This is a genomic window from Hyphomicrobium sp. CS1BSMeth3 (assembly GCF_900117415.1).
Classification (GTDB): Bacteria; Pseudomonadota; Alphaproteobacteria; order Rhizobiales; family Hyphomicrobiaceae.
In genome coordinates, this window is record NZ_FPEI01000006.1 from 2,375,226 (window position 1) to 2,398,727 (window position 23,502).

General features: G+C 66.0%; 19 protein-coding genes. 8 read left to right on the plus strand and 11 right to left on the minus strand.

Annotated elements, in window-relative coordinates; all coding sequences use genetic code 11:
• Positions 1 to 51: 51 nt before the first annotated feature.
• Positions 52 to 2,358: a molybdopterin guanine dinucleotide-containing S/N-oxide reductase gene (locus CS1BSM3_RS26005; protein ID WP_174263794.1), complete on the minus strand. Its 2,307-nt coding sequence runs from the start codon at positions 2,356 to 2,358 to the stop codon at positions 52 to 54.
• 188 nt (positions 2,359 to 2,546) lie between these two features.
• Here CS1BSM3_RS26005 and CS1BSM3_RS26010 point away from each other — a divergent pair, with 188 nt between their 5' ends.
• The 6 genes from CS1BSM3_RS26010 (at position 2,547) to CS1BSM3_RS26035 (ending at position 9,421) form a co-directional block, all read left to right on the plus strand.
• Positions 2,547 to 3,971 carry an amidohydrolase family protein gene (locus CS1BSM3_RS26010; protein WP_072392940.1) on the plus strand — a complete coding sequence of 475 codons (1,425 nt, stop codon included), beginning with the start codon at positions 2,547 to 2,549 and terminating at the stop codon, positions 3,969 to 3,971.
• Positions 3,968 to 4,282, plus strand: coding sequence for a hypothetical protein (locus CS1BSM3_RS26015; RefSeq protein WP_072392943.1), 315 nt, complete (start codon positions 3,968 to 3,970; stop codon positions 4,280 to 4,282). Before CS1BSM3_RS26010 ends, CS1BSM3_RS26015 begins: the two co-directional genes overlap by 4 nt.
• A complete protein-coding gene (locus CS1BSM3_RS26020; protein ID WP_072392946.1) occupies positions 4,279 to 5,259 on the plus strand; it encodes a CobW family GTP-binding protein in 981 nt (326 codons plus the stop codon). The genes CS1BSM3_RS26015 and CS1BSM3_RS26020 overlap by 4 nt, the downstream gene beginning before the upstream one ends.
• 150 nt (positions 5,260 to 5,409) lie before the next feature.
• Positions 5,410 to 7,584 (plus strand): protein-disulfide reductase DsbD family protein, encoded by a 2,175-nt coding sequence (locus CS1BSM3_RS26025; protein ID WP_072392949.1) that lies wholly within the window; start codon positions 5,410 to 5,412, stop codon positions 7,582 to 7,584.
• Positions 7,585 to 7,597: 13 nt separating this feature from the next.
• The gene (locus CS1BSM3_RS26030; RefSeq protein WP_244540617.1) at positions 7,598 to 8,284 is read left to right on the plus strand and encodes a redoxin domain-containing protein; all 687 of its coding nucleotides are present in this window, start codon (positions 7,598 to 7,600) and stop codon (positions 8,282 to 8,284) included.
• A gap of 27 nt (positions 8,285 to 8,311) precedes the next feature.
• Entirely contained in the window at positions 8,312 to 9,421 is a 1,110-nt protein-coding gene (locus CS1BSM3_RS26035) for a DUF3500 domain-containing protein (RefSeq protein WP_072392952.1), read from the plus strand.
• A gap of 9 nt (positions 9,422 to 9,430) precedes the next feature.
• Here the strand turns inward: CS1BSM3_RS26035 and CS1BSM3_RS26040 are convergent, their stop codons facing one another.
• The 5 genes from CS1BSM3_RS26040 to recA form a co-directional block, all read right to left on the minus strand.
• The gene (locus CS1BSM3_RS26040) at positions 9,431 to 10,252 is read right to left on the minus strand and encodes a hypothetical protein (protein WP_072392955.1); all 822 of its coding nucleotides are present in this window, start codon (positions 10,250 to 10,252) and stop codon (positions 9,431 to 9,433) included.
• Between the two features lie 10 nt (positions 10,253 to 10,262).
• Entirely contained in the window at positions 10,263 to 11,315 is a 1,053-nt protein-coding gene (locus CS1BSM3_RS26045) for a thymidylate synthase (protein WP_072392958.1), read from the minus strand.
• On the minus strand, positions 11,312 to 12,178 hold the full coding sequence (locus tag CS1BSM3_RS26050; protein ID WP_072394611.1) for a nucleotide kinase domain-containing protein: 867 nt from the start codon (positions 12,176 to 12,178) through the stop codon (positions 11,312 to 11,314). Before CS1BSM3_RS26050 ends, CS1BSM3_RS26045 begins: the two co-directional genes overlap by 4 nt.
• Positions 12,179 to 12,410: 232 nt before the next feature.
• Positions 12,411 to 13,055: a uracil-DNA glycosylase gene (locus CS1BSM3_RS26055; protein WP_072392961.1), complete on the minus strand. Its 645-nt coding sequence runs from the start codon at positions 13,053 to 13,055 to the stop codon at positions 12,411 to 12,413.
• 11 nt (positions 13,056 to 13,066) lie between these two features.
• Positions 13,067 to 14,227: a recombinase RecA gene (gene recA / locus CS1BSM3_RS26060; RefSeq protein ID WP_072392964.1), complete on the minus strand. Its 1,161-nt coding sequence runs from the start codon at positions 14,225 to 14,227 to the stop codon at positions 13,067 to 13,069.
• 369 nt (positions 14,228 to 14,596) lie between these two features.
• Between recA and CS1BSM3_RS26065 the strand changes: the two genes are divergently transcribed.
• Entirely contained in the window at positions 14,597 to 14,917 is a 321-nt protein-coding gene (locus CS1BSM3_RS26065; protein WP_072392967.1) for a DUF5330 domain-containing protein, read from the plus strand.
• A 29-nt stretch (positions 14,918 to 14,946) separates the two neighbouring features.
• On the opposite strand, the gene CS1BSM3_RS26070 is transcribed toward CS1BSM3_RS26065, so the two are convergent.
• Both CS1BSM3_RS26070 and CS1BSM3_RS26075 read right to left on the minus strand, forming a co-directional pair.
• Entirely contained in the window at positions 14,947 to 15,468 is a 522-nt protein-coding gene (locus CS1BSM3_RS26070; RefSeq protein ID WP_143149363.1) for a hypothetical protein, read from the minus strand.
• A 1,165-nt stretch (positions 15,469 to 16,633) separates the two neighbouring features.
• Entirely contained in the window at positions 16,634 to 18,475 is a 1,842-nt protein-coding gene (locus CS1BSM3_RS26075) for an ABC transporter ATP-binding protein (protein ID WP_072392973.1), read from the minus strand.
• A gap of 323 nt (positions 18,476 to 18,798) precedes the next feature.
• Here CS1BSM3_RS26075 and hemF point away from each other — a divergent pair, with 323 nt between their 5' ends.
• On the plus strand, positions 18,799 to 19,701 hold the full coding sequence (hemF, locus tag CS1BSM3_RS26080; protein WP_072392975.1) for an oxygen-dependent coproporphyrinogen oxidase: 903 nt from the start codon (positions 18,799 to 18,801) through the stop codon (positions 19,699 to 19,701).
• A gap of 408 nt (positions 19,702 to 20,109) precedes the next feature.
• On the opposite strand, the gene CS1BSM3_RS26085 is transcribed toward hemF, so the two are convergent.
• The 3 genes from CS1BSM3_RS26085 to CS1BSM3_RS26095 all read right to left on the minus strand — a co-directional run bounded on the left by CS1BSM3_RS26085 (position 20,110) and on the right by CS1BSM3_RS26095 (position 23,378).
• Positions 20,110 to 21,096: an Hsp33 family molecular chaperone gene (locus tag CS1BSM3_RS26085; protein WP_072392978.1), complete on the minus strand. Its 987-nt coding sequence runs from the start codon at positions 21,094 to 21,096 to the stop codon at positions 20,110 to 20,112.
• A 16-nt stretch (positions 21,097 to 21,112) separates the two neighbouring features.
• Positions 21,113 to 22,063, minus strand: coding sequence for an ornithine carbamoyltransferase (gene argF, locus CS1BSM3_RS26090; protein ID WP_072394614.1), 951 nt, complete (start codon positions 22,061 to 22,063; stop codon positions 21,113 to 21,115).
• A gap of 91 nt (positions 22,064 to 22,154) precedes the next feature.
• Positions 22,155 to 23,378, minus strand: a complete 1,224-nt coding sequence (locus CS1BSM3_RS26095) for an aspartate aminotransferase family protein (protein WP_244540618.1) — start codon at positions 23,376 to 23,378, stop codon at positions 22,155 to 22,157.
• Positions 23,379 to 23,502 lie beyond the last annotated feature (124 nt).

Here is a 23,502-nt window from a genome sequence, read left to right on the forward strand (position 1 = left end):
ACCGCAAGCTTACTTGCGATCCACGCGCCAGCATAGCGGTGTGCGGTGGGCTCAGCTCGCCCGCTCGAGTGGTGGCGGCGCGAAGACCGTCACCTCTCCCGGATCGCCGTCAAAGCGCTCGACCTCGACGAGCGCCGTGTGCGCGATCGGCCCCTGGCCGAGCTTCGACGTGCCCTTGTCGGGCGTCAGCATGTTCGGATTGCCGTGCTTGTCGAGCGCGCCAATGCGGCCCGGCTCCGTGGGATCGTACCACGCACCGGTCGCGAGGCGGATGACGCCCGGCAGAAGACCATCGGAGAGCACGGCCGTTGCCAGCGTCGCACCACGCTCGTTGAAGACGCGGACGATGTCGTGCTCGGCAATGCCGCGGCGCTCGGCATCCTCGGGATGGATGAGCACGGGCTCGCGGCCCTTGACCTTGAGGGAAAGGCTCTCGCCGGCAAAATCCATCTGCGAGTGCAGCTTGCCGGCGGGCTGGTTCGAGATCATGTGCAGCGGGTAGGTCTTCGCCTTGTCCGAGCCGAGCCACTCGAGCGGCTCCATCCATACGGGATGGCCAGGGCAGTCGTCGTAGCCGAAGCCCGCGATACGCTCGCTGTAGATCTCGATCTTGCCGGAGGGCGTCTTGAGCTTTCTCGCGTCCGGCTCGGCGCGGAAATCGGCGAGCACGGTGTGCGCCTTCATGGGCACGGGGCTCTCGGCGTGGCCCTGCTCCCAGAACGCATCGAAGTTCGGAAGCTCCACGCCGGCGCGCGACGCATCCTGGCGCGCGACCTCGTAGATGTGGCGCAGCCAGTCCATTTCCTCGCGGCCTTCCGTGAAGGCCTTCTCGACGCCGACCTTGCGGGCGAGCGCGCGGAAGATGTCGTAGTCGTTGCGCGACTCGCCGACGGGATCGACGGCCTTCTTCATGGCGATGATGAAGCGATCGCGCGAGCTCGCGCCGATGTCATTGCGCTCGAGCGTCGTCGTCGCCGGCAGCACGATGTCGGCAAAGCGGGCGGTCGACGTCCACCAGGGCTCATTGACGATGACCGTCTCCGGTCGCCGCCAGGCCTCGATGAGGCGATTGAGATCCTGATGATGGTGGAAGGGATTGCCGCCGCACCAGTAGATCATGCGCGTGTCGGGATAGACGCGGTTCTCGCCATCAAAGTCGTAGGCCTTGCCCGGATTGAGCAGCAGGTCCGAGATGCGCGCGACCGGAATGAAACTGCCCGTCGGATTGCTGCCGGCGGAAAGCGCGGGCGCGGAATAGACGGTGACTGGATTGCCCTGGCCGTGCATGGAGCCATAGCCAAAGCCGAAGCCGCCGCCGGGAAGGCCGACCTGCCCGAGAATGGCGCCGAGCACGGCCGTCATCCAGAAGGTCTGCTCGCCGTGATCGCCACGCTGGAGCGAGTAGCTCGTTGCGATCATGGTGCGCACCGCCGCCATGCGACGCGCGAGATTGCGGATCGTATCGGCATCGATGCCGGTGATGGCGGCCGCCCAGTCGGCCGTCTTCGGCACGCCGTCGTCCGTGCCGCGCAGATAGCGCTCGAAGCGCTCGAAGCCGACCGCGTAGCGCGCGAGGAAATCCCTGTCGTGCAGGCTCTCGCTGACGAGCGTATGCGCGAGCCCGATCATCATGGCGACGTCGGTGTTCGGCCGGATGGGCAGCCACGTCGCGCGCGCGATCTCGGGCGTGTCGTCGCGCACGGGCGTAATCGAGATGATCTCGACGCCCTTCTCGGCAAGGCGCGCGAGCCAGGGACCGGCCGTGTGCTCACCTGAACCGCCCGGCTCGACCTGCGCATTCTTCGTGCCGCAGCCGCCGAAGGCGAGGAAGAGCTTCGAGTTCTCGGCAATGCCGTCCCACGAGGAGAGATTTCTGAGCGTGCGATGATCGCCGAGAATATGCGGCAGGATCGCTAGGCCGGCCGCGAGCGAATAGCTGTGCTTCTGGCCCGTGAAGCCGCCGAAGCAGTTCATGAAGCGCTGGAGCTGCGTCTTGGCATGATGAAAGCGGCCGGCGCTCGCCCAGCCATAGGAGCCGGCGAAGATCGCCTCGTTGCCGTAGGCCGTCTTGATGCGCTTGAGCTCGCGCGAAACGATGTCGATGGCCTCATCCCAGGGCACTTCGACGAAGGGCTCGGCGCCGCGGCCCTCGCCGCCCGCCTTGTAGCCCTTTTCGAGCCAGCTCTTGCGGATGGCCGGCCGCGCGACGCGCACGCCATGATAGAGGGCCTCCGGCATTCCGCGCAGGATCGGCGAGGGATCGGTGTCGCGCGCGGCGGGCTCGATCTCTACGAGGCGACCGTCCTCGACGATGGCCGTGAAGGCGCCCCAGTGCGAGCCGTGGGTGATCTTGTTCATGGGCAGCGCTCGTCTCCTCAGGCTCGAAGGCCGTTGCTCGGCTGATATTTTCTCGATTGATGTGTTCCTGTCGAGGCCCTCCTCGCGCATAGGGCCCCCCACACTTGATTGAGCACTTGAGTTGAGCACTTGAGTTGTCTGGGCCCCGTGACATGATGCCCAGCCAAAGGACGATCCGGGAGGAAACCATGCTCGACATCATCATCCGGGGCGGGGATGTCGTCACGCCCGAGGGCGTTACCAAAGCCGATATCGGCATAAAGGGCGAGTCCATTGCCGTGGTGGCGGCGCCGGGCGTGCTCGGGGAGCAGGCGGGCCGTATCATCGATGCCACGGGGCGAATCGTCATGCCCGGCGGGATCGACCCGCACGTGCACATGCAGCATCCGTTCGCGACGCCGGAAGGTCCGACGTACTACACGCGGGGACCCGATCATGTCGGCATGGCGGCCCTTTACGGCGGCACCACGACGCTGATCGACTTCGCCTACATAAACTCGGACACCACGGTCCAGAGCGGTATCGAAGCGCGCGATACTCAGTTCAAGGGCACAGCCGCGTGCGACTGGGCCTACCACCTCATGCTGCAGTCCGAGCCGCCGGAGGCCGTGGTTCGGGACCTCGGCGAGGCCATCCAGGCCGGCTATCCGACGGTGAAGATCTTCACGACCAACATCGTGCCGCACAGGAAGGACCGCATGGTCGACCTCGGCGACATGTGGGAGGTGTTCAAGGTTCTTGCGAAGCATGGCGGGCTCGGCGTGATCCATGCCGAGGACAACGACCTCGTCATGCACATGTACGCCAAGCTCATCCGCGAGGGGCGCGCGGGTTTCGAGAACATGGCCGAGGTGCACAGCCAGCTTTCGGAGGACATCAGCTTCCGCCGCGTGATCCGCCTTGCCGAAAGCGTGCCGGGCTGCGCGCTCTACATGATGCACGTCTCGGCGGCGACTGGCGTCGCCGCAATCCAGGAGGCCCGCGCGAAAGGCCTTCCGATCTACGGCGAGAGCCTGCACCAGTACATGCTCTATACCGCCGAGGACTACAAGCGTCCCAACGGGCAGATCTATCACACCTATCCATCGCTCAAGACGAAAGCAGACCAGCAGGCGCTGTGGACCGGCACGCTCGATGGCGCGATCAACTGCGTCGCCACCGACGATCTCTGCTGCACGCTGCGCGAGAAGACGCTCGGGCGGCGCATCGACGATACGACGGGCGGCAACTCCGGCGTCGAGCCGCGCCTCGCCGTCATGTACACGGAGATGGTGACGCGGCGTGGCTATTCACTCTCGCGCTATGTCGATCTCGTCTCGACGAATGCGGCGAAGATCATGGGCCTCTATCCGCGCAAGGGTGCCATCGCCGTCGGCAGCGACGCCGACATCACGATCCTCGATCCGACGCGGCGCGGGCAGATCAAGGCCGCCGAGCTGCATCAGACGGACTACACGCCGTGGGAGGGGCACGAGATCAATGCGTGGCCCGTGCTCACCATGCTGCGCGGGACAGTGAAGGTCGAGGACGGGCGCTATCTCGGCAAGCCTGGGGATGGCGAATATCTCAAGCGCAAAATCCCGAGCGAGATTACTGCCGGACCTCTGCTGTGAGCGACGCGCGCACGAAGAGCATGGACGAGGCGCTGCTCGCGCTGATCGCGTCGAGCCTCACGATGTGGGGACGCTCTGGCAGCGCGCGACAGGACGAGAGCGGCAACATCATCGTCGAGAGCGAGGCACATGTTGTGCGGATCGCCCGCGCGGCACCGGGCGTGCCCTTCCGATGGTCGATCACGATCGATGGCCGCGAGCGTGTCGCGAGCTCCGTTACGGGCGCCTTGCGCGTGCTGCGCTCGAGCCTCGATCCTGATTTCCGACCGAGCCGCGTACGCATCGCCCCAATCGAAATCACGCCGCCATGATCCCCGTCACGGTCCTGACCGGCTTCCTCGGCAGCGGCAAGACCACCCTGCTCGCGCGCCTGCTCAAGTCACCCGAGCTTGCGCGCACGGCTGTCATCATCAACGAGTTCGGCGCCGTCGGCATCGACCACGATCTCGTCGAGGCGGGCGAGGAAAGCTTCGTCCAGCTCGAGACGGGGTGCCTCTGCTGCACCATCCGCGGCGATCTCGAGGCAACCATGGCGGACCTCGTCACGCGCCGGAGCCGTGGCGCCGTTCCCGCCTTCGAGCGCATCGTGATCGAGACGAGCGGCCTCGCCGATCCGGCCCCCATTCTGAATGCGATCATGAGCGAGAGCGCGCGCGGCTCAGGACTCGCCCTTGGCGCTGTCGTCACGACAGTCGATGCCGTGACGGGGCTCGCGACGCTCTCTCGTGAAGCCCAGTCCGTTCGGCAGGTCGCGGTCGCGGACCGGCTGATCCTGACGAAGAGCGATCTTGCGGAACAATCCGCCGATCTTCGCGCGCGTCTCGCGGCGCTCAATCCGCGGGCTGAACTCTCGGAAGCCATATTCGGCGAGATCGATCCCGCGGGCCTTCTCGACTCCGAGCGCAACCCGATCCGCGATCTCCACGTCCACGCACATCACGCACATTCCGACGACATCCAGTGCATCGCAGTCCGGCGTGATCAGCCCATGCACGCGCTGACACTCACGCTATTGCTCGAAGCGCTCGCCGATCATTGCGGCGCAAACCTGCTGCGGCTCAAGGGCATCATCAACATCGCCGAGAGCCCGGACCGCCCCGCTGTCATCCACGGCGTGCAGCATGTTTTTCATGCGCCTGCGTGGCTCGATCGCTGGCCGTCGACGGATCAGGGCACGCGTGTCGTCATGATCGGCCGCGGCCTTTCCGAGGGTTGGGTTCTGGATCTCATCGCCGCGATCGAGGCCGAGATCGACGAGTTGGCCGTGCAGCAAACTTCCGCCGGCTGATCTTGGCTCTAACAACCTCACATCATTGTGTTTCGATGTTAGATGCCGACCGCCATACTTCGCGTCACAAGTGACTACTATAGATTCCACATGGCGCCGATCCGTTTGATCGGGGCGCTTCGCCAACACTTGGACGGGACCGACGCACGAATGAGCGGAGTGTTTGAGCGCAAGAGCTGGCGGCATCCCGCGCTCTGGATGTCGACATTCGTGGCTCTATGCGCCGGTGCGTCCGTCGCCAGTGCGCAGGAGAGTGCGCCGGTCACGAGCCCGCGCGTTACCGCGACGCTCATCAGCGACGCCGCGTCTGTGGCGCCCGGTCAGACCTTCCGCGTGGGCCTGCGCCAAAGGCTCGCCCCTCACTGGCACACGTACTGGAAGAACTCGGGCGATGCCGGCGCGCCCCCGGAGATTCGACTGAACCTGCCGAAGGGCGCGACGGCCGGCGAAATCATCTGGCCAGGACCGGACCGCATCCCGGCTGGTCCGATCATGAGCTACGGCTACGAGAACGAGATCGTCTTCCCCATTCGTGTGACGGTGCCGAGCGACGCCGCGCCGGGCCAGACATTGAGCGTGAGCGCCGATGCCGAATGGCTCGTCTGCGAGAAGGAATGCATTCCCGAGCAGGGCAGCTTCATACTGGATATCCCGATCAGCAGCGCGGGGACGCCCGCTGGCGATGACATCGGCGCTGCCTTCGCTATTGCCGATGCGCGCAAGCCCTTGCCGGGCCCGTGGAGCGCGAAACTGGCCAGTGAGGGGGATGCACTCGCGCTGACGGTCGAGGGCGCGGATCTCACGCAGGCCGCGGTGAAGAGTGCGTACTTCTATCCGGCCTCGTGGGGCGTTGCGGACCATGCGGCACCGCAGCAGCTTTCGCTCACGGATGGGACGCTCACGCTCGCGCTGACCAAGGGGCAGACGTTCAATCCCGATGCCAAGGCTGAGGGGCTGCTTGCTATCACGGACGGCGGCGGCGTGACGCGCTGGTTCGAGATCAGCCCGAGCATCTCCGGCGCGCCTGCGGGTGGCGCGGCCCCTTCATCGCTGATCGAGAGCCTGCCGCTCTGGCAGACCGCGCTCTTTGCCTTTATTGGCGGCCTCATTCTCAATCTCATGCCCTGCGTCTTCCCGGTGCTCGCGATCAAGGCGACGGCTGTCGCAAGGCTCTCGGGCGGAGAGCTGCGCGAGGTTCGGCTCGCGGGCGCGTACTACACGCTCGGCGTCGTCGTCGCCTTCACGGCACTGGCGGCGGCTCTGCTTGCCGTGCGCGCCGGAGGCACGGCCGTGGGCTGGGGCTTTCAATTCCAATCGCCGCTGTTCGTCGCCGGCATGAGCTGGCTGCTGCTGGCCATCGGCTTGAACCTGTCGGGCGTCTACGAGATCGGCCTCGGCGTCACGGGCACCGGCCAGGGCCTCACACAGAAGTCCGGCCATGCCGGCAGCTTCTTCACCGGCCTGCTCGCCGTTGTCCTCGCGACGCCCTGCACAGCGCCGTTCATGGGCGTTGCCGTCGGCACGGCGCTCTCGGCATCCGTCCTCGTTTGCCTGCTCATCTTCCTCGCCATGGGGCTCGGCCTTGCCGCGCCCTACGCACTGCTGACGCTCTTCCCCGCGCTCGCGCGCGCTCTGCCGCGTCCGGGTCCATGGATGCTGCGCCTGCGCCAGGCCATGGCGTTCCCGATGTACGCCTCGGCGGCGTGGCTCGTCTGCGTGCTCTCGCAGCAGCTCGGCGATTTCGGCGTGCTGGTGGCACTCTCCGGCGCTCTGCTCGTCGCGCTTGCCGCCTGGATCTACGGCACGGCGCAGCACGGCACGGGCCGCGGCCTCATTCCACGCGGGCTCGCAGCAGCGGCGATCGCCGGCACATTCGGCCTGCTTCTGCAGCTCGATGGCGCGGCCACGCCCGGCATTGCCGCACGCACGCAGGCGAGCGCGGCATCCGCAAACTACGAGCCTTTCACCAACGCGCGCCTCGCGGAGCTTCGCAAGGAAGGCAAGCCGGTGTTCGTCAACATGACGGCCGCGTGGTGCATCACCTGCCTCGTCAATGAGCGCACGACACTCTCGACGGAAGCCGTGCAGGAGGCCTTCCGCGCCGCGGGCATCACCTATCTCAAAGGCGACTGGACGAACCGCAACCCGGAGATCGGCGCCTATCTGCGCTCGTTCAACCGCGATGGCCTGCCCTTCTATGCCTTCTATCCCGCCGGCGGACGCGAGCCGGCGGTGCTGCCACCCGTCCTGACGGAAGCGATCGTCGTCGGCGAGATCGAGCGCGCGGGCCGATCGGCGCAAACATCCCCTCAACCCATCAAATGAGCAGGAGGACTTCATGACCGACAATCGGCTCAAATCACATCTGGCGGATCTGCCTTTCGACCGCCGCACACTCATGCTCGGCACGACGGCAGGCCTGACCGCAGTCGCCGCCGGCGGCCTGACGATGCTCACCAGCCAGCCAGCCATGGCCTCGCCGCAGATCAACAAGCCGGCGCCGGACTTCACGGCCGTCGACAGCAATGGCAAGACGCAACGTCTCGCGGAACTGCGCGGCAAGATCGTTGCGCTCGAGTGGACGAACCACGACTGTCCGTACGTGCGCAAGCACTACAATGCCGGCAACATGCAGGCGCTGCAGCGTCAGGCCGCCGATGCCGGCGTCGTCTGGCTGAGCGTGATCTCGTCGCCGCCCGGCGAGCAGGGCAATGTCACGCCGCAAAAGGCCAACGAGCTCACGCAGAGCCGGAAGGCATCGCCGGCAGCCATTCTGCTCGATCCGAAGGGGCAGATGGGGCGCGCGTATGATGCGCGCACGACGCCGCAGATGTTCCTCATCAATGCCGAAGGCATCCTGGTTTACATGGGCGGCATCGACTCGATCCCCTCGACGCGCGCCGACGATCTGGAGAAGGCGACGCCCTACTTCCGCGATGCGCTCGCCGCCGTGACCAAGGGCGAGCCGGTGAAAAACGCCGTGACGCGCCCCTATGGATGCGCGGTGAAGTACACGACGTCCTGACGCAATAAAGCTGGGAGGCAGGGAACCATGCCCTGCCTCCTGCGCGTTCAAGCCCCAGCAACCGAGGCCGTTGGCATGACATGGGGCCCGCATCCGAGCCGCCGCGAGTTTGCCGCTCTGATGGCCGGCGCTGCACTGCCGGTGAGTGCTCCCATGCCGGCGCGTGCTGAAGTTGCGGCGAGCAGTCTGGGCGCCGACATGCGCAAAGCGGCTGTTGCTCTGGTGTTCGGCATTCGCAGCGAGTTGCGTAACCAGCTCACTTTCGAGTTCAAGGCCCCCGAGCGCCATCGCTGGACGTACGTGCCGGGGCGGCGCGCCGGCGTGACGCTCGACGACATGTCGAGTGCCGAGCGCGAGCTTGCCATGACTCTCCTCGCCTCATCGCTCAGCCGCACGGGCCTCGAAAAGGCGACGGGCGTCATGAAGCTCGCCGCCGCGCTCAAGGATTTGCGCGGCTTCGGGCGCGGTCCCGGCGCCTATGCTTTCGTCGTGTTCGGCGATCCTGAGAAGGACGCTCCCTGGGGCTGGCGCGTCGAGGGGCATCACCTCTCGCTGAACTTCACGGCTATCGGCGACCGGATCATTTCGACAACGCCGCACTGCGTGTGCGCCGACCCGATGGAGGTTACGGAAGGGCTGCACGCAGGTCTCGCGCCCATTCATCGCGAGGACTACATCGGTCGCGATCTCGTGCGGAACCTCGAGACCACCCAGCTATCGCGCACGCGGCGCGCGGGCGACGTTCCGAATGACGTGCGCGCAGGCCCGCGCCGCGCGGAAATCGCGACCGAGCCCGGCGGCATTGCCTATGCCGAGCTCACTGACGAGACGCAACGTCATCTCATGCTCGGCATTGCCGAGACCTATATTTCAAATCTGCCGAATGACCTGGCGCGCGCGCAGATGGCGCGGCTCGACGGCACCGCGCGTGATGGTCTGCGCTTCGAGTGGGCTGGCGGCTTCGGGACGACCGATCTGCACTACTACCGCCTGCACAGCGCGACACTCTCGATCGAGTATTCGACGCGGCAACTCGCGAGCCATGTGCATACGCTCTGGCGCGAGCCCGGCAACGATTTCGGTCGCGCCGCGCTCGCCGCCATCGGCGAGCAGACGCTGCCGCCCGAAAACGCGTAGAGGCTGGCCTCAGCTCTTTTCGCGATTGTCGCGGGCCGTGCCGATCTCGAGAGCGCCGCGCGCGGCCATCTCCGCCTCGACCAGAACGAGATAGCGGCGCAGGTCGCGGATATCGTCGAGCAGGGGCTCGGCGCGGCGATCGGCGAGAATGTGCTGGAAGAGATTGTGCTTCTGAGCGCCGGGCGTCTCGGAAGTGGCGGCAATCTCGGTCGAGACGCGCTGCTCGATGCGATCGAACTTGCGGGCGAACATCATGAAGGCGCCGATGCCGCCACGCCGCTTCCAACTGCTGCCGTACGCGCGCTCCTTCTCCTCGATGTTCGCGACGTCGCTGTCGGCGATCACCTGAAGCTGATCGAGATAGCCGCGCCCGCTGTCCTCGACATTGGCGGCCTTGCGCGCGGCGATCTCGGCTTCGGCAAGCATCAGATATCGGCGCAGGTCGCGCACATCGTCGATGAAGCCGTCGCTCTTCGTGTCCGCTGCAATGTGCTCGAAGATGTCGTAGGGCGAGGCACCCTTCGCGCCGGATCCAACCGCAATCGCTGTCGCGAGGCGCTTTTCGACGCGATCCCATTTGCGCGCCAGCATGTTGAAGGTGTCGACACCGCCGCGGCGCTTCCAGCTATTGCCATAGGACTTCTCGGCGTTCCTGAGACCGCGCACGTCGCTGTCGGCAACGGCACGCAGAAAATCGAGATAGCCAGGACCGCTGTCCGCTGGTCTCTCGGGCGCGTCATCGAGCAGCGCCGCGAGCCGCTTCAGCGTCGTCATATCGCTCGCGGCAAGCTGTTCCAGTAGCGCTTTGCGCTCCGCGTCTTCGCTCGTCACGTCTCGCCCTTTATTCGGCTGCGGCGCTCACGCGCGCCTGCCAGCGCCGCTCGAGCCACTCGCGCGCGGCACGCCGCCAATCCGTCGCGGCACAGCGCTCGACCCAGGCCAGTGCCGCCGCGCGATCCTTGCGCTTGTAGGCGAACCAGCCGTTGTAGATCGGCGTCGCGACCGCGAGGAAATAGGGATTGCGCCCAGCGCCGCGCGCCATCTCCGCATCCCACTGCTGAAGGCTCAGCGCATCCGGCGGATTGTCGAGCCAGTGGAAGAGATCGGCATCGAAGTTTTCCGGGTCCCCGACGAGCGGGTAAGCGGCGACCTCACCGAGCGCATAGGGATCGCCCTCGAAGCGGTCGGCAATGCCGCTGATCTTTGACCAGGTATCCTCGTAGGCGTGGTAGCTGTCGCTCATCTGGCGGTAGACACCGGTCTCGACGCCGATGCGCGCCGCCATGTACTCGAGCAGGATCGAGAAGTGCACGGCATTGGCGCCGTAGCAGCCCCAGATGATGTCGTTCGAGCGGTTCGACACCGTCATGTTCAGGCGGCCAGCGCGCACCTTGAACATGGCCTGCGTGTTGCAGGCGAGATCCTTGCTCACCACGCCGAGATCGGCCTCGGCATCCCAGATCTGCAGGACGGCGCGACGGCTGTCCGGGTCCTTGCGCAGGAGATCGACGATGGTTGTGAGCTGGTCGCGGAACGGCCGGCCATGCGCCTTCGATAGATCGAACTGCTGGCGCCAGCGATAGCCGTAGGCGGCATTGAAGACGATGCCGTCATCCGAGTAGGTGGCCATGCGCTGGTTGAAGCGCGCGAGCCAGGCAACGTCATTGCGCCCGGCGAGCATCCAGAGCGCTTCCAGAAGATGGAAGAACGGATTTGCGTCCCGCACGCCGTCGAAGAGCACGCGCTCCAGCGGCTGCTCGTAGACGGTGCAGACGGGCTCGGGATACTCGATCGTGCCGCCGGCGCGGCTCGCCTGGACAAGCCCGCCCTGCTTCAAGAGCTCCGCGCCCTTGACGACCGCGTCATTGACGTTCCTGGCTTGGACGACCTTCATGCGGGAACACCCTCATATTTGGCCCTGGGGCGGCCCTCTCCGTTGGCGACGCGCAGATACTTGTCCGTCTCGCAGAGCGAATGCTCGATCTCGCGCAGCTCCAGGGGCGGAATGAAATCAGGCAGGCACGTCCTCGACATCTCGAGCAGCTCGCGCATTTCCACGAGCGCCTGCGTCTGCGTCAGAGATCTCTTATAGGGCCGGCCGTGCAGGCGGTGAAGCCCGCGGATCGCGCCCGGCCCCGCCACGGCCCAGGTGTTGATGTCGGGGGCATTGCGCAGGTAGCGCGTGTGGCGAAGATCCGTCACCACCTCGTAGGCCATGAAGTCGCCCCAGCCGCGGAACTGGCGCAGCCACGTGTGGACTTCCTGCATGGTGGGCTGGCGGCCGTTCGCGAACATCGCCTCGAACTCGCGGCGCGCATCCCAGAGCGCGCCGACCACGATGTGGGCCGTGTACTCGGGCTTTGCCATGCCGGCGAATTCGCCGGAAGGCGCGCTGATCATGTACGCACCCGTATAGACCTTCTCGCCGCGCGCCTTGCGTGCCTCGAGCGCCGCGCGGACAGCCTTGGCATCGTAGGTGTGCACCGGAAAGCCGACTTCCTCGAGCGTGTCCGGCCAGTTCACCTGGCGCGCGAGGCACATGGCGATCCAGAGCTGCGGGTTGTCGGCATAGGGATCGCGCCATTTTTCCCGCACCCAGACAGTGACCTTGTCCAGCTCGCGAAAGACATTGCAGAAGCTGTACGACTGCAGGATCTCGTCCTTCGTCCAAGGAGCCCGCTCGCCGGCGGCCTTCTTGAGGTAAATGCGATGGCGTTCGGTGATCCAATCCCAAAAGGGCTGTGCGTTGAGAGCCACGATGCACTCGCTGTTGTTGTGCGTCACCCGCCGCAGGCCAAAACCCAATGACTGGTCAGCGGCGAGCAGACTCGCTTGCGCGACCGTAGGCGGTGCTCGTGGCATTTGCCACACCGCGGGGGAGCTTATGCACCCTTAGTGTCCCGATTCCAAAGCTCGCCCGGCTTCGATGCTCGCGTTGCGACTGAACGCTGATTGATGATGGCCGCGAGACCACACCACGTCACCGCTCTCAGTGGCGGCCCCCGCCTGACTCGTGCGCGGCAATATCATCGGCAAGCGCGCGCGCGCGCTTGAGATCGGCCAAAGCATTGGCCTTCAGGCCGGGGCTGCGCAGTATGGCGGCCGGATGGTAGGTCGCGATCGTCGGGATAGCCCTGTACTCGAGCACCCGACCGCGCAGCTTGGCCATAGGCTCTTTTCCAGGGAGCAGCCATCGTGTCGCGTGAAGGCCGAGCGCACAAAGCACGCGGGGCTTCAGCGTCTCGAGCTGCGCACGCAGGAAGGGCGCGCACGTTACAGCCTCCTCGGGGCGAGGGTCGCGATTTCCCGGCGGTCGGCACTTCACGACGTTGCAGATGTAGACATCACTGCGCGCGATCCCCGTCTCCGCGAGCAGGCGATCGAGAAGCTGACCGGAGCGCCCGACGAACGGCAGGCCTTGCGCATCCTCGTTCGCGCCCGGTGCCTCGCCGATGAAAACGATGCCCGAGCGCGCGCTGCCGGAGCCGAAAACCACGTTGGTGCGCGTCTCGGCGAGCACGCAGGCCGTGCAGCGCGCGGCCTGTGCGGCGATCGGCGACAAGGCAGCTTCGACCGCAGCCACGACATCGTCCGAACGAAAGGCGGCGAACGGTGGCGGCGGTCGATCTTCCACGTGAGAGGTGCCTACCGCCGAGCTGCCCGCGAGCCTTTGCGCGCTGTCGTGTCGTCCGTATCCGGCAACACGCCATCGGCATCCGGCACCTCGGTGAGGCCTTCCGGATCCGCGTCGTCATCGCGCTCCGCCTGGAGCATCTGATCCACGAGCAAGCCGGCATTCTGGCGGATCGCCGCCTCGATCTCGGCAGCGATTTTGGGATTGTCCTTGAGGAAGGTCTTGGCGTTCTCGCGACCCTGGCCGATCCGATTGCCCTTGAAAGAGATCCAGGCGCCCGACTTCTCGACGATCCCGGCCTTCACGCCGAGATCGACGAGCTCGCCGGTCTTGGAGATACCCTGGCCGTACATGATGTCGAACTCGACCTGCTTGAAGGGCGGCGCCACCTTGTTCTTGACGATCTTGACGCGCGTCTGATTGCCGACCGGCTCGTCGCGCTCCTTGATCTGACCGATGCGGCGTATGTCGAGGCGGACGGACGAATAGAACTTGAGCGCGTTGCCGCCCGTCGTCGTCTCCGGGTTGCCGAACATGATGCCGATCTTCATGCGGATCTGGTTGATGAAGATCACCATGCAGCGCGACTTGGAGATCGTCCCGGTCAGCTTGCGCAGCGCCTGGCTCATGAGGCGCGCCTGCAAACCAGGAAGGCTATCTCCCATCTCGCCTTCGAGCTCGGCCTTGGGCGTCAGCGCGGCGACCGAATCGACGACCAGCACATCGACCGCGCCCGAGCGGACCAGCGTGTCGACAATCTCGAGCGCCTGCTCACCCGAGTCCGGCTGCGAAATGAGAAGGTCCTCGACGTTGACGCCGAGCTTGCGCGCATAGACCGGGTCGACGGCGTGCTCGGCATCGACGAAGGCGCAGATGCCGCCCTTCTTCTGAGCTTCGGCCACGCACTGGAGAGCGAGCGTTGTCTTACCGGAGCTTTCCGGCCCGAAGATCTCGACCACACGGCCGCGCGGCAGCCCGCCGATGCCGAGCGCAATATCGAGCCCGAGCGATCCGGTCGAGATCGCCTCGATGTCGATGGACTTATCAGTCGCACCGAGACGCATGATCGAGCCTTTGCCGAACTGCTTCTCGATGTGCGCCAGCGCTGCATCCAGCGCCTTGTGCTTGTCCATATCGTCCCCCTCGACGACGCGTAAATGCGCAGCAGCCATGATGCGGGTTCCCTTATTCCACGAGTTGCAGATTCTCGCAATTAACCCTTCATGTACCATTTTTGTTCTACATGCGCAATGCATCGCCAGTGCATTGAAACAACAAATCTAATATCATCATGTTCTCTCAATGTTTTCAGACGAGCGTGGAGGCCGAAAATGCCCGGCCGGTCCCGACGATTCGGGGGCGCTCGGCGTCGAAGCACTACGCCCCGCCTGCCGCCGCAATGCTCACCGAGGAGTTAAGAAGCCCAGCTCAATTTTCGACAAATCTACCGCTCCGCTTTTGCGGTGATTTCGGCTCTTCAAGGTAAACATGAGCCATGGACTTCGGCTGCGCTCGCGGCCCAAGCCGAGAGGTTGAGAGACATGTTCCTGATCCGCACGGCCTTCTGGGTGGCACTGATCGTGCTGCTGCTCCCCTCAGACAAGGAGCGCCAGGCCCAGCTCTACAAGACGGCCACCGAGGCCGTGCACCGCGCTGCGACCTTCTGCGAGCGCAACGCCTCGCTCTGCGAGCAGGGATCCAAGCATTGGGCGGTGTTCCGCACCAAGCTCGAGTTCGGCGCCAGGATGGTATTCGACATGGCGAGCGAGCGGCTGCTCGGCGTGCAGCCCGCTATGCACCGTCCCGATGAGGACAAATCCTCCGGGCAGCAGCCCCGGCGTGGTCCGGCAACAGGCGCCTAGATACCCGAGCTACGAGCGAGCTCGGGGCCTCAGCGCGAATGCTTCGGGTTGAAGATCTCTTCCCGATCCATGGCCTTCTGCGAGCTGGCCGTATCCCACCAGCCAGCCGACGCCGGCAACGCCGGCTTCTTCGGCGCCCGGAAATCGCCTGCAAGCTGCTTCTGCAAATCGGTGCTGACCTGACGGGTCCGCTGCTCGGTGCAGTATTCCTGCGGGTTGCTGATCTGCTTGGAAACAGTCGTTTGCGTGAAGTCGTAGGACTGGCCGAGCTTGGTCATCTGCTCGGGCGTCGCCCCGTTCGCGGCCTCCGCCGCCAGGAAGGACTCGCGCAGCTTGGTGGGATTGAAGTTGTAACCGCATTTGCTGGCACGGGCGGCCACCGAGGCCGAATGCAGCGCGCGCTCCGAGGGCTCATCCGCCTGCGGCTGAGCGGCGGGCGTGCCCAGCAGGGATGCCGTCGTCACGCCGCCACCGCCCGAGCAAGCCGCAAGCGCACTCGCCAGCACCACTGCGCTGAGCAACCGAATCCGGGTCATGGCGTCTTCCCCCACAGGAATCGTCCCTGAGCGTATCTAGCATGTGGCATCGATAGAGCCAAATCGTGGCGTTGTTATAGTGCCGCGGGCTGCTGGGAAGAGGCGCTCCGCAACCGAACCGTAGTGCTATGCCCGCGGCGGCAAGAGCGACAGCTCAGAGTGCGGGATCGCGGGCTGCCGGGAAGAAGTGCTCCGCAACCCCCGCCATGGTGCGTCGCGCCAGAGGCGCGCCAAGAAAGTGCTCCGCGGCGGGAGTTATTTGACTTACCGCGGGCTGCTATTCCTTGGGACGGCCTAACGGCCGGCGCGCAGTCGCGCGCTCAAGAAATGGCGCTGCGAACTGGGCATTTGTCCCCGCACTTGTAGGCAGCCGTATCTTCTAGGTCGCGCGCGGCACCAAGGGGGCCCTCCGGAGGCGTCCGAAGTCGCGCCGCGCGCGCCGCTCCCGGAGCATCGCCTCCGGCCTGCTGCCTCCGCACGTAACGCACGTGCGCGAGCTGGACCCGACCGGCCATGGCAGGTGGAGAAAGCGAGCGGCAGAACGGGGCGGCAGGCGCCGCTTCCTCTTTCCATCGGACTGGCGTCGCCGCCCCGTCCCCTTGATGATTTCACGCCCGGCGCGGGAGCGCGGCCGGGAAATTGAGCGTGAGAACTCACCGGCGCGATGCGGCCTTCGCGCTTTCAGCGCGAGCGGGGCCTCGGCCCCGCACCCCGACCGGGGGACACCCCCGGAACCCCCGCCTTTTATTTTTGTACCGCGGGCTGCTGGGAAGAGGTGCTATCGCCTCCAGCCGTGGTGCTATGCCCGCGGCGGTCAGTGCGACAGCGCAGTGTATGACGCGCCCACTCCCCCCTCTCCCCATTGTCTTCAATGGGGAGAGGGCCGGGGTGGGGGGCGACAACATTTGCGACGTCGGCGTATGCCGCCGCCCCTCACCCTAACCCTCTCCCCGTAAGAACGGGGAGAGGGGATGCTGGTGCGTTCGCGGCTCGCTCCAGTCCATAAAAAGAAGGGGGTTCGGGGTCTCCCCGATTGGGGCCAGGGGCGAAAGCCCCGTCGCGTCGAAGACGCGAATGCGGTCCCGCTCGCTCGAAGACACGGCTGCGGCTTGTTGCACGGAAGATTTAGCGCAAGGCGCGGGGACTAGTCCCCGCTCGCGAAAGCGATCGGCGGGCGCGATTACTCCGCCGCCTCTTTGGCGAGGAAACCGCCCGACTGGCGCGCCCAGAGCTCCGCATAGATCCCCCCGCGCTCGAGCAGCACCTGATGCGGCCCCTCCTCGACGATGCGGCCCTGATCCATGATCACGAGCCGGTCCATGGCCGCGATCGTCGACAGGCGATGCGCGATCGCAATCACGGTCTTGCCCTGCATGAGGTTGTTGAGCTGCTCCTGGATGGCCGCCTCGACCTCGCTGTCAAGCGCGCTCGTCGCCTCGTCGAGGATCAGGATCGGGGCGTTCTTCAGCAGCACGCGCGCGATCGCGATGCGCTGGCGCTGGCCGCCCGAGAGCTTCACGCCGCGCTCGCCAACGTGGGCGTCGTAGCCCGCGCGTCCGCGCAGATCCCTGAGTGCCGGGATGAACTCATGCGCCGCCGCCATGCGCGCAGCCGCCGTCGCGGCCTCGCGACTTGCGTCCGGACGGCCATAGAGGATGTTGTCGAGCACCGAGCGGTGCAGCAGGGACGTATCCTGCGTGACCATGCCGATGTTCTCGCGCAGGCTGTCCTGCGTGACGTGCGCGATGTCCTGGCCGTCAATGAGAATGCGCCCGTGCTCGAGATCGTAGAAGCGCAGGAGCAGGTTCACGAGTGTCGACTTGCCCGCACCCGAGCGGCCGACGAGCCCGACCTTCTCGCCCGGAGCGACCCGCAGCGACAGGTCGTCGATGATCCCCGACTGGCGGCCATAGTGGAAGCGGATGTGCTCGAAGCGGATCTCGCCGCGCTTGACGACAAGCGGCTTCGCATCCGGCGCATCGACGACTTCCTGGTCGCGCGAGATCGTCTCGAGGCCCTCCTGCACGACGCCGATGTTCTCGAAGATGCCGGCAACTGTGAACAGCACCCAGCCCGACATCGCGACAATGCGGATGACGAGGCCGGTGACCACAGCGATCGCACCGATCGAGACCGCGCCGAGGCTCCACAGCCAGATGGCGAGCCCGCTCGCGCCGACGATCAGGAAGCCGTTCAGCGTGTAGAGCGTGAACTCCATGCTGGTCAGCAGGCGCAGCGAGGCCTGCCACTTCGACATCTGCTCGTCGATGGCGGCCTTGGCGTAGGTGTCCTCGCGATCGGCGTGCGCGAAGAGCTTGACCGTCAGGATGTTCGTGTAGCTGTCGACGATGCGCCCGGTCAGCATCGAGCGCGCCTCGGCCGCGGCCGTCGAGCGCTCGCGGATCTTCGGCACGAAGTAGATCATCGCCACGATGTAGGCGCCGAGCCAGATGACGAGCGGCGCGAGCAGCAGCGGGTCGGCGGCGGCGAAGAGCACCACGGCGCCGATCCACTGGATGCCGGCGAACCAGACGGCGTCGATCACCTGCACGACGGACTCGCGCAGCGCCGGCGCCGTCTGCATGATCTTGTTGGCGACGCGGCCCGCGAAGTCGTTCTGATAGAACGACAGGCTCTGGCGCAGCACATAGCGGTGCGTCAGCCAGCGCACGCGCGTCGTCACAGGCCCCGCGATCACCTGGTTCTTGATCAGATCATGCAGTGTCGAGATGATCGGACGTGCGATCAGCGCGACGAAGCCCATGAACAGCAGCCATGCCGCATGATCGGCGAGGAAAGTCTGCGGAGTCTCCGAGGCCCGCATCAGGTCGACGATGCTGCCGATGAACGCCATCAGCGACAGCTCGATCACCGAGCCGATGAAGCCGACGACGAGCAGAACGGCAAAGGCCGGCCACACGGGCTGGATGAAGTAGCGATAGAACGCGGCGAGCGTCGCCGGCGGGCGCTCGGGCGCCTGCTCGGGATAGGGGTCGATACGGCTCTCGAACCAGCGGTACATGGCCTGTGCTCGTCGTAGTTACTGCAGTCTGCGGGGCGCGCATCAGCGCTGCCCTGCCATGGGCGCGTTGCCGGGCCCAGGGACTGGATTCCTATTGCCCCACTTTTGAGCACCCGAGGCGCCGGGTTGATCCCGGTCAATGTGACGACCGGATCCCTTGACGTATCAAAGGGAAGCTGAGAATGCAGCTCCGTCCTCGGGGGGCGGCGCGCGGGTGGCCTCTCTACGTGCCGGTCGTGACGACATCATGTCCACGTACGGAACGCCGCTTATCGAGCGGGGAGACGTCGCGCGCGTCGAAAGAGAGGTGTCACGTGACTAGCATGCCTCCAGATGAAATGCACCTCCGGAAGGCGACCGCGCGCACCTGGTTCGAGCGCCTCCGCGATGACATTTGCATGACCTTCGAGCGGATCGAGGAGGAGCTGCCCGCAGGCGCGCCGCTATCGGACCGGCCCGCGGGCCGCTTCGCGCGCCAGCAATGGCGGCGCGGCGACCATACGGGCAGCGATGGCGGCGGCGGGCTCATGAGCATGATGCGCGGGCGCGTCTTCGAGAAGGTCGGCGTCCACACGTCGACCGTGTATGGTGAGTTCGCCCCCGAGTTCCGCGCGCAGATTCCCGGCGCATCGGAAGACCCCCGCTTCTGGGCCTCGGGCATTTCGCTCATTGCCCACCTGCAGAATCCGCACGTGCCGGCCGTGCACATGAACACGCGTTTCGTGGTGACGACGAAATGGTGGTTCGGCGGCGGCGCCGACCTGACGCCCGTTCTCGGGACGCGGCGCACGCAGGAGGATCCCGACACGCGCGACTTCCATGCGGCCATGCAGGAAGCCTGCGCGCCGCACCCCATCGTCGACTACGCACGTCTCAAGGCGTGGTGCGACGAGTATTTTTATCTGCCCCACCGCAAGGAGCCACGCGGCGTCGGCGGCATCTTCTACGACTATCTCACGCCCGAGCCGGCGGCCGGCGGCTGGGAAGCCGCGCTCGCCTTTACGCAGGATGTCGGGCGCACCTTCGGCCGCATCTACCCGGAGATCGTCCGGCGCAATTTCAAGAAGAAGTGGAGCGATGCCGAGCGCGACGAGCAGCTCGTGCGGCGCGGGCGCTACGTCGAGTTCAACCTGCTGCACGATCGCGGCACGGTGTTCGGCCTCAAGACCGGCGGGAACGTGGATTCGATCCTCTCGTCCATGCCGCCCTTGGTGAAATGGCCTTGATCTAGGTGCCGCGGGCTGCTGGGAAGGGGTGCTTCGCAACCCTGCCGTAGTGCTATGCCCGCGGCGGCCATGCGGACAGGGCGTCGCTCGTTGCCGTGGGCTGCTGGGAAGGGGTGCTTCGCAACCCCGCCGTGGTGCTATGCCCGCGGCGGCCATGCGGACAGGACATCGCTCGTTGCCGCGGGCTGCTGGGAAGGGGTGCTTCGCAACCCCGCCGTGGTGCTATGCCTGCGGCGGCCATGCGGACAAGATACCAACCGCTGCAACGAGCGCGACAGGTCCCTTCTCCCCGTGCTCACGGGGAGAAGGTTAGGATGAGGGGCGGCGGCAATTGCCAGCGTCGAGCAAGCTCCCGCCCCTCACCCTAACCCTCTCCCCGCGAAGAGCGGGGAGAGGGGAAAATTTGCGTCACCCGATCACGTCGTCCCGCTCGAAGCGGTAGCTCGTCGAGCAGAACTCGCACTTCACGGTGATGGCGCCGTCGGCCTCGCGCAGCGTCTCACGCTCCTTCTCGGGAAAGCCTTCGAGGAACGCGCCAATGCGCTCGCGCGAGCAGCGGCACTTGGCTTCGAGCGGCACGATCGGCGCAACGCGCACGCCCTCCTCGTGGAAGAGCCGCAGCAGCAGCCGCTCGGGCGCGAGCGTGGGATCGATCAGCTCGTGATCCTCGACGGTCGCAGCCAGGATCTCGACGCGGTTCCAATCATCATCGTGCTCGCCGGCAAGGCTCGCGTCGTGCGCTTCGCCTGTGAGCTCGGGCTTCTGCTCGCCGCCCGCCGCCGGCACGTGCTGGACGATCAGCCCGCCGGCACGCCAGTGCCAGCGCGAGGGCGCATCGCCACTGCGGCCGACGAACTGGCGGACGGCCGTGAGGCGGATGAAGGTCGGGAGCTGCTCGGACTGGCGGAAGTAGGTGATTGCCGCGTCCGCAAGACCTCGGCCCTCGAGCGGCACGACACCCTGGTGGCTCTCCTGCTCGCCGCCGGGATCAATGGTCATGGCGAGGCGGCCATTGCCGAGCAGGCTGCCGTCCGAGAGACCGCCGGACCTGCGCAGAGCTTCCAGGCGCTCGGGGTCGTAGCTCGCATAGCCGCGCAGCCGCCCCGGCACCTCGTACTGCACGACGAGAAAGCCGAGAGGCCCGTCCGACTTCGTCTGAAGGATGAGCCGTCCGCTCTGGAGCTGCTGGCCGAGGAGTGCCGTCAGCGCGATGGCCTGGCCGAGAACGACGCTGATCGGCTCGGGATAATCGTGCGAGGAAAGGATCTCGTCGATGACATGGCCGAGGCGGACGACGCGTCCGGCGACGCGCGAGCGCACGGTGCCGAACGGCAGCACGAGGTCATCGCGCACCGGCGGCCCGCCGATGTCCGTTCGGCCCGCTCTGATCGTCATCGTTCCATCGTCCTGCTCAGTCGACGCCGAGGCACCAGGCGAGAATGGCCTTCTGGGCGTGGAGCCGGTTCTCCGCCTCATCGAACACGACAGACTGCGCCCCGTCGATCACGTCGGCCGAGACCTCATGCCCCCGGTAGGCCGGCAGGCAATGCATGAAGATTGCATCCTTCCCTGCGCGGTCCATCAAATTCTGATCGACCGCATAGGGCCCGAGGAGCTGCTTGCGCCGCGGGGCATCGTCCTGCCCCATGGAGACCCACGTGTCGGTCACCACGCACTCGGCACCCTTGACCGCCTCGGCCGGATCGTCCGTCAAAAGCACGCTGTCTTTTGCGCCTTCGGACTTCACCCAGTCGATCACGGCCTGCTCGGGCTTGAGCTGAGCCGGCGTCGCGACGCGAAGCTTGAAGCCGAACTTCACGGCCGCGTGCATCCAGGAAGCGGCCACGTTGTTGCCATCGCCGACCCAGGCGACGGTGCGGCCGCCGATGTTGCCGCGCGTCTCCTCGAACGTGAGGATGTCGGCGACGATCTGGCAGGGGTGGCTCAGATCCGTCAGGCCGTTGATCACCGGAATGGTCGCGTGCTCGGCGAGATCGACCAACGTCTGGTGGGCATTGGCGCGGACCATGAGCGCGTCGGCATAGCGCGAGAGCACCTTCGCCGTGTCCGAGATCGGCTCGCCGCGGCCGAGCTGCATGTCCGTGTGGTTGAGGCCGATCGTCTGCCCGCCGAGCTGGCGCATGGCGACGTCGAACGACACGCGCGTCCGCGTCGAGGGCTTCTCGAAGATCATCACGAGGACCATGTCCTCGATGTCCTTGGGCCGAAGATGCTGGGGCACGCGCCTGCCGGCCTTCTTCATCTCGTGCGCCATGTCGACAATGCGGCGCAGCACGCGGGCGTCGATCTGATCGAGATCGAGGAAATGGCGGGGCGGCTTCAAGCCGATACGGGCATCCATGGCGGTCTCGCCGTTCGAGATCGAAAGATAGAGCCATCGGCGCCGCCACCTCTGCCATCGGCAGAAACGGCAGCGCCGCATTACGAAGTTCCTACTTCACCTGCTTTTTCGCGTTCGTGAGCGCGCGCGAGAGGCGCGCAACGCCCTCGGCCAGCTCCTCGTCCGGCGTCGTCAGCGGCGGGATCATGCGCACGACGTTGTCGCCAGCGCCGACCGTTAGCAGATGCTCGGCGAGGCAAGCCTTCACGACGTCACCAGCCAGGATCTTGTCCTTGATCTTGACGCCGATCAGGAGACCTTCGCCGCGAATGCCCTCGACGATATCGGCATGCTCGTCCTGCACGCGCGCGAGGAGCTGCTTGAAGCGCAGCGCCTTCCTCTGCACTTCCTCGAGGAAACCCGGCTCCAGCACGGCTTCGAGCACGGCATTGCCGACGGCCATGGCGAGCGGATTGCCACCGAACGTCGAGCCGTGCGTGCCGGGCACCATGCCCTTCGCCGCTTCCGTCGTCGCAAGGAAGGCGCCGACCGGGAAGCCGCCACCAATGCCTTTGGCGATCGCCATGGCATCCGGCTTGATGCCCGCGGCCTCGTAGGCGAAGAGCTTGCCCGTGCGGCCGACGCCGGTCTGCACCTCGTCCAGAATGAGCAGCAGGCCGTTCTTGTCGGCGAGCGCGCGCAGGCCCTGGAGGAACTCCTTGGTGCAGGCGCGGATGCCGCCTTCGCCCTGAATGGGCTCGACCATGATCGCCGCGGTCGCAGGCTCGATGGCCTTCTCGACGAGGGCGAGGTCATTGACCGTCTCGAGCACGTCGAAGCCGGGCGCCGGCTCGCCGAAGCCCTCGAGGTACTTCTCATTGCCGGCAGCGGCGATCGTGCCGAGCGTACGGCCGTGGAACGAGCCCTTGAAGGTGATGATGCGCCAGCGCTCGGGATGCCCGCTCGTGAACTGATAGCGGCGTGCGAGCTTGATGATGCCCTCGCAGGCCTCCGCACCCGAATTGCAGAAGAAAACCTTGTCGGCGAACGTCGTCGCGACGAGGCGCTCGGCGAGCTTTTCCTGGCCGGCCACGCGATAGAGGTTCGAGGTGTGCCAGAGCTTCTGCGCCTGCTCGGCGAGCGCGGCGATCAGCTTGGGGTTTGCATGGCCGAGCGCGTTCACGGCAATGCCGGAGCCGAAGTCGAGATAGCGCTCGCCCTTGGTGTCGATCAGCCAGGAGCCCTCGCCCCGGTCGAAGACGACGTCGTAGCGGCCATAGGTGCCCATGACGGCAGGCGAAGGGCCGGAAGAGGCAGCGGTGGTTGCGGCGGACATCTGTGAGGCTCTTTCCAATGCTGGATCAGGTCGGAAGTGGCAGCGAATTCAGAAGAAAGAGGGGCTTTGGCCGGCGCGTCCAAAATGAAAAAGGCCGCGCGACTGCGCGGCACGGACAACGACG

Bases quoted from the DNA above. Each gene is read 5' to 3' on its own strand.
- CS1BSM3_RS26005 (WP_174263794.1), bottom strand. From the start codon at position 2,358: ATGAACAAGATCACCCACGGCTCGCACTGGGGCGCCTTCACGGCCATC.
- CS1BSM3_RS26010 (WP_072392940.1), top strand. From the start codon at position 2,547: ATGCTCGACATCATCATCCGGGGCGGGGATGTCGTCACGCCCGAGGGC.
- CS1BSM3_RS26020 (WP_072392946.1), top strand. From the start codon at position 4,279: ATGATCCCCGTCACGGTCCTGACCGGCTTCCTCGGCAGCGGCAAGACC.
- CS1BSM3_RS26025 (WP_072392949.1), top strand. From the start codon at position 5,410: ATGAGCGGAGTGTTTGAGCGCAAGAGCTGGCGGCATCCCGCGCTCTGG.
- CS1BSM3_RS26030 (WP_244540617.1), top strand. From the start codon at position 7,598: ATGACCGACAATCGGCTCAAATCACATCTGGCGGATCTGCCTTTCGAC.
- CS1BSM3_RS26035 (WP_072392952.1), top strand. From the start codon at position 8,312: ATGCCCTGCCTCCTGCGCGTTCAAGCCCCAGCAACCGAGGCCGTTGGC.
- CS1BSM3_RS26045 (WP_072392958.1), bottom strand. From the start codon at position 11,315: ATGAAGGTCGTCCAAGCCAGGAACGTCAATGACGCGGTCGTCAAGGGC.
- recA (WP_072392964.1), bottom strand. From the start codon at position 14,227: ATGGCTGCTGCGCATTTACGCGTCGTCGAGGGGGACGATATGGACAAG.
- CS1BSM3_RS26065 (WP_072392967.1), top strand. From the start codon at position 14,597: ATGTTCCTGATCCGCACGGCCTTCTGGGTGGCACTGATCGTGCTGCTG.
- CS1BSM3_RS26075 (WP_072392973.1), bottom strand. From the start codon at position 18,475: ATGTACCGCTGGTTCGAGAGCCGTATCGACCCCTATCCCGAGCAGGCG.
- hemF (WP_072392975.1), top strand. From the start codon at position 18,799: ATGCCTCCAGATGAAATGCACCTCCGGAAGGCGACCGCGCGCACCTGG.
- CS1BSM3_RS26085 (WP_072392978.1), bottom strand. From the start codon at position 21,096: ATGACGATCAGAGCGGGCCGAACGGACATCGGCGGGCCGCCGGTGCGC.
- argF (WP_072394614.1), bottom strand. From the start codon at position 22,063: ATGGATGCCCGTATCGGCTTGAAGCCGCCCCGCCATTTCCTCGATCTC.
- CS1BSM3_RS26095 (WP_244540618.1), bottom strand. From the start codon at position 23,378: ATGTCCGCCGCAACCACCGCTGCCTCTTCCGGCCCTTCGCCTGCCGTC.